This is a genomic window from Neobacillus sp. FW104-15D2 (assembly GCF_058790155.1).
The window spans coordinates 1-501 of the sequence record NZ_JBYTCJ010000082.1 but is presented as its reverse complement, the minus strand read 5'-3'; the positions used below and the strand labels follow the sequence as shown (position 1 = coordinate 501).

Here is a 501-nt window from a genome sequence, read left to right as displayed (position 1 = left end):
TCCTGCTGGTTTTCCTCTTTACTCGGAACTTCCCGTGTTTACTTATCCCACAATAGTGTGTAAACCCGAGGAAATCAAAGGTATCCGGTTTGCCAGTCCCGTCACGATTTGCATTCTTTTCCGCAAATCGTCCGAAGGGAATTATTTTTGTTTTATCCTCGGCTATTTCCAAGTTAAATTTCTTTAATCTCGCTTTTAATGAATGGAAGAATTGCTGGGCTTCACTTTTGTTCTGAAAACAACAAACAAAATCATCTGCGTATCTTACTATATATGCCTGGCCTTTACATTGTTTCCTAACCACTTTTTCAAACCATAGATCAAGAACGTAATGGAGATAGACATTGGCTAATATCGGAGATATCACTCCACCTTGCGGTGTGCCATTGTCTGTCTTGTATTTCTTACCTTCCTCCATGTATCCACCTTTAAGAAACCTGCTGATTATTCTCAGTAGGTTAGGGTCAGTGATTCGGAGTTTCAAGAATTCCATCATCCATT

At 39.7% G+C, this 501-nt stretch carries 1 protein-coding gene; it reads right to left on the bottom strand.

All coding sequences use genetic code 11. From position 1 onward, the window contains the following. On the bottom strand, window positions 1–418 hold a 418-nt coding region (locus tag AC3WR0_RS25405), incomplete at its 3' end, for a reverse transcriptase domain-containing protein (protein WP_492554855.1). Between the last annotated feature and the right edge of the window lie 83 nt (window positions 419–501).